General features: G+C 53.8%; 4 protein-coding genes and 1 pseudogene. 2 read left to right on the top strand and 3 right to left on the bottom strand.

Annotated elements, in window-relative coordinates; translation table 11 throughout:
* The 3 genes and pseudogenes from VMC84_RS11355 to frhA all read right to left on the bottom strand — a co-directional run.
* Nucleotides 1-351: pseudogene (locus VMC84_RS11355) on the bottom strand (coenzyme F420 hydrogenase subunit gamma); the annotation flags it as partial.
* Between the two features lie 58 nt (nucleotides 352-409).
* A complete protein-coding gene (gene frhD, locus VMC84_RS11350; RefSeq protein ID WP_325380715.1) occupies nucleotides 410-928 on the bottom strand; it encodes a coenzyme F420-reducing hydrogenase, FrhD protein in 519 nt (172 codons plus the stop codon).
* On the bottom strand, nucleotides 925-2,172 hold the full coding sequence (gene frhA, locus VMC84_RS11345) for a coenzyme F420 hydrogenase subunit alpha (RefSeq protein ID WP_325380713.1): 1,248 nt from the start codon (nucleotides 2,170-2,172) through the stop codon (nucleotides 925-927). The genes frhD and frhA overlap by 4 nt, the downstream gene beginning before the upstream one ends.
* Before the next feature lie 615 nt (nucleotides 2,173-2,787).
* Here frhA and VMC84_RS11340 point away from each other — a divergent pair.
* Entirely contained in the window at nucleotides 2,788-3,708 is a 921-nt protein-coding gene (locus VMC84_RS11340) for a formate/nitrite transporter family protein (RefSeq protein ID WP_325380711.1), read from the top strand.
* A 106-nt stretch (nucleotides 3,709-3,814) separates the two neighbouring features.
* A partial coding sequence (locus tag VMC84_RS11335) for a molybdopterin-dependent oxidoreductase (RefSeq protein WP_325380709.1) occupies nucleotides 3,815-4,855 on the top strand: 1,041 nt, incomplete at its 3' end.

The raw sequence follows: 4,855 nt of genomic DNA, 5'->3' as shown, positions 1-4,855 counted from the left end.
GTTGATGGGCACGTATGACTCGTGCTGGGGCTGGTTCCACTGGCCGCCGCGCGCGAAGTTCAACACGTTGCCTGTAGCCGCGCAGCCGCCGTATGCGACTACGAGGCCGGCCTTCTCTCTGGTCTCCTTAATCAATTTTACGCTTTCCTCGTCCTGGAGACAGACGCCTCCCTCGACGATGGCGATATCGAACTTACCCTCGGGTAAGGTCCTGGCGTCAGCGAGGGTCAGGTTGTAGACCATGTCCACTGCGCCCAGAATATCAAGCAGCTTCTCATAGGTGTCCGCGAGTGATACCAGACAGCCCGTGCAGCCGCTTAGATGAACATATGCAAGTTTTGGCTTAGTCACTTTTACTTCCTCCTTCTTTGGTGCAACTACTTCTTTCTTAGTTTCCGGAGCCTTAGTCTCAGGAGCTGCCTTGGGCGCCCCGCCGAACAGGCTCTTCAGTTGATCTAATAGTCCCATAATCGATCCCTAGCTCTTTTAGTACCATCTTAATGGCTTCCGGCACCGCGCGCTCTACCTCGGGGGTGAGCTCCCATACGATGTCGGGTTCAGAAACCTTCGCCGGCTGGCAGCCGATGACCACGATGTTCACTTTATCCTTGATAGCGTGCAATGGCTCGCTCAGGGTCCAGTTGTGGGCATCGATGAATTTTCCCTTGGGCAGCTCGTCCACGGAAAACTTGCGGAGTGTTCCGGGTTTCGCTCCCCAGCTAATGCAGTCCAGTATGATCAGCTTCTTGCAGGTCTCGTCGAGCAGGGTAAAGATGAGGTGGGGTGCTCCCGTACCCCCGTCTATGACCCTGATGCCAGGCGGTAATTCGATCTTTGACATTTCCTGGGCTACTCGCGGCCCGAAGCCGTCGTCCTGGAATAATACGTTTCCACAGCCAACTACGAGGGTTTCCGCCTCAAGGATCATATCATGGCCTCGTCTACGAGCTTGCCCTCCTCGTCGACGACGATCATGTGGGTCGCGCACGAGACGCACGGGTCATATGCCCGGACGACGTACTCTGCCCACTTGTAGTGCTGTCCTTCAGTGGCCTTTCCGATGGTCGGGATGTTCCAGGTGGTTGCGACCAGGCAATTGTAGTAAGTGATCTTGCCATCCTTGACCTTCGCGGTGTGGACGTTCACGCCTCTCGGAGCCTCGTTTGCGCCGACTCCCAGCGTCTTGCCGTCGCCGCCGGACTCGGGAGGCTTCTTTAAGGTCTCCTTGGTCGTGTCCAGCTGCTGGATAAGCTCACGTGCCCTTGCGAGCGCGATGGGGATCTCCATTGCCCTGGCGATGTTGATGGCCATGGCGCCTCTGGGGTCGAAGTCGCCGCAGTCCTTTGCGCCGAAGCCCTTGAACCGCATCAGGCGTGCCCTCGGGCCGCCCTCGACGGTCCTGCCGCCGATCATGGGGATGCTGGTGCATGCCTCCATGCCGATTTCGCCGGGGTAGTAGGACTTGGGGGTGATCTCGCTGAACCTGTAGAAGTACTCTGTCTCGAAAAGATCGGAATTACCATAGTTGAGATCAGTGGCCATGAGCTCGCGGTCGTGGACGCCCAGCTTCTTGGGCACTTCTGTGTTGCCCTTTAGCGTGGCGAGCATGAAGTCGACCTGCTCCTTCATGATGGGCTCGTACTGGTTCAGCATCTCGATGATCTTGCGCTTTGCAGCCTCTGACATGTTCTTCTGCATGCCGCCGACCCGGAAGTTCGGGGCGTGGATGGCTTCTCCGCCGGTGATGTCCACGATGCCCTGGCCGATCTTTCTCATCTTCTGGATGCGGACCGTGGCCGCTAAGGACGCGCTTGGGTCCTTGACGAAGTCCGGAAGGATGAGCAGCTCATGGAGCGGGTGGCTGTGCAGCTTATTGCCCATGTTCGCTAGTTGCCTTATGACAAGGCCGTCCTTCGGCGGGATGATGCCGAGGGCTCTCTCAATGCACTCCACGGACGCAGTCGAGTGGGTAATGGGGCAGATGCCGCAGAACCTGGACGACGCGACGGGGGCGAACTCCATCGGTTTTCCCGTAATAAATTTTTCAAATCCTCTGACGGGCGTTATGCTCAGGTAATTACCCTGAGTCACGATCCCGTTGTCATCAACTTCAAGGACGAGTTTTGAGTGTCCTTCATGTCGAGTTGTCGGTGATACTACTACTTGACTCAAATATACCGCCTCTATCTATCTTTTTCCGATGCGACAATATATAATGTTTCTGGCTGATTTCTAAAATCTATATTAATAAATTAATTATATAATATTATGCGTTAATTATAATTTATAATTTAGGCGATTTTAGCCTTATATTATCGCTTTTTCAGCAATCGTTAAATTAATTTGGCTGCGCAATCTTTAGGCCCGAAGGGAAACGTTAGCTATCTATATAGTAACTAATATCAATTAAAAACTTTATTATAAATAATCGACATGAGTAACCTTTTTTTAAATATTAAGCTGTTTTTCCAGTAACCTTTTTATAGACAATCACAAAATTACTATTATTTACAGGTATTATCGATAAATGATTAATCTGACCTTGATTCGACCTGTTAAACTAGTTTAAATATATTATAGGTTATTCAAGCGAAAAGGCGAAAAAACAGCCCTTTTTCGCTTAAAATGTTTTTTTGAATTGAATATCGGTTTTAGATAACTTTAATATAGAAAGAAGAACAAAAAATATAATCTTTTTTTAATGTCAGTATGCCGAACCTCGCGGCGTAATGTGGTATGTTATGTGGCGCACGGGGGCCGGCCTGACGTTTGAATGGAGGATTGAATATGGCAATAAAAGCACCCTTAGACATTTGTAAGGCGGCTTCAACGGCCGGATGTACAAAATGTAGTATATGGGTAGACAAACTTTTGCTCCTGGGCTTCCTGGCGGGCGCATATATCGCCTTCGGTGCCCTGCTCAGCGAAATAGTTGCCGGCGGCATGCTCTCTGGCGGCATGATCGGGGACGCTGCGGTCAAGATGCCCCCGGGCCTGCTCAAGTTCGCTGCTGGTGCGGTGTTCCCTGTGGGCCTGATGCTCGTCGTCATCGCGGGGTCCGAACTCTTCACCGGAAACTGTATGTTCTTACCTATAGGCGTGTTGAATAAAGAAGGAACGTGGACAGGGCTCGCGATCAACTGGATCGTTGTTTATATCGGTAACCTTATTGGCGCTCTCTTTGTCGCTTATTTCCTGGCATACCAGGCCGGGCTCTTCAACGCGGCTCCGTTTGCAGTATGGGCGACGGCGAACGTCGCGAACGCGAAGGCGGGCCTGGACTTCTGGACGGCTTTCTTGCGAGGTATCGGCTGTAACTGGCTCGTGTGCCTGGCCGTCTGGCTGGCGCTGAGCGCGGACGATGCCATCGGCAAGATATTCTCCTGCTGGTTCCCGATCATGGCCTTCGTCACGATCGGCTTCGAGCACAGCGTCGCGAACATGTTCTTCATCCCGCTTGGCATCTTCATCGCCAACGACCCCAAGATCGTCGCTACCGCGGGCCTGACGGCCGCTCAGACGAGCAACCTGGTCGGCACGCATGGCTGGTACAACTTCTTCGTCACGAACCTCATACCGGTCACGCTGGGCAACATCGTGGGCGGTGCGATATTCGTGAGCCTGATCTACTGGTGGATCTACCTCAGGTCTCCGCTCGTCAAGGTCAAGGTCGGCGAAGCCCCGAAGGCTGTCCCCACGGCGAAGTAAGCTATATTAATGCAAAGATTTCTGGAGGGGATCTTCTTATACCCCCTCCACAATTTCCTCAAACATATTATCGAATATTTAAGGTGCGGATACAATGGACTTGAAAATGGTACCGACGATCTGCCCGTATTGTGGCTGTGGCTGCGGGCTGAACCTCGTCGTTAAAGGCGGAAAAGTCGTGGGAGTCGAGCCCTGGAAGAGGCACCCCGTCAACGAGGGCAAACTCTGTCCGAAGGGCAACTTCGCACACGAATTCATCCACAGAGATGATAGGCTTACTACCCCTCTCATTAAGAAGAACGGCAAGTTTGAGCCGGCAACGTGGGAGGAAGCTCTTTCACTGATCGCTTCGAAGTTCAAGGAGATCAAGGCCCAATATGGCCCCGACGCCATGGCATGCTTCTCGTCGGCCAGGGTGACCAACGAAGAGAACTATATCATGCAGAAGTTCGCCCGGGTCGCGCTGGAGTCTGCCAACATCGACCACTGCGCCCGTCTCTGCCACGGCACGACCGTGGCGGGCCTGGCCAAGTCACTGGGCAGCGGCGCCATGACGAACTCGATCAAAGACATTAGCGAAGCAAAGACGATCTTCATCATAGGCTCCAACACCTTCGAGGACCACCCGCTGATCGGTCGCCGTGTCGTGAAAGCCAGACAAAACGGCGCCATCCTGATAAACATCGACCCGCGGTTCACGATGACCGCCAGGCAGGCGGACATCTACGCGCCCTTCTACAGCGGCACCGACGTCGCGCTCATCAACGCGATGATGAACGTCATCATCACCGAGGGCCTCGAGGATAAGGAATTCATCAAGAACCGGACCAAAGACTACGAGAAGATGAAGGAAGAGGTCATGAAGTGCACCCCGGAGTGGGCCGCGCCCATAACCGGCGTGCCGGCCGATACTATCCGAAAGGTGGCACGCATTTACGCGACCAACAAGCCCTCGGCCATCATCTACTCGATGGGCGTCACCCAGCATGCGTGCGGCACGGACAATGTCCTGTCCATGTCCAACATCGCCATGCTCACGGGCAACATCGGCAAGCGCGGCTCTGGCGTCAACCCGCTGAGGGGCCAGAATAACGTGCAGGGCGCCTGCGACATGGGCGCGCTGCCGAACGTGGTCTCGGGCTACCAG

It is taken from the genome of Methanocella sp., assembly GCF_035506375.1.
Lineage (GTDB): Archaea > Halobacteriota > Methanocellia > Methanocellales > Methanocellaceae > Methanocella.
This window is presented reverse-complemented; position numbering and strand designations above follow the sequence as displayed.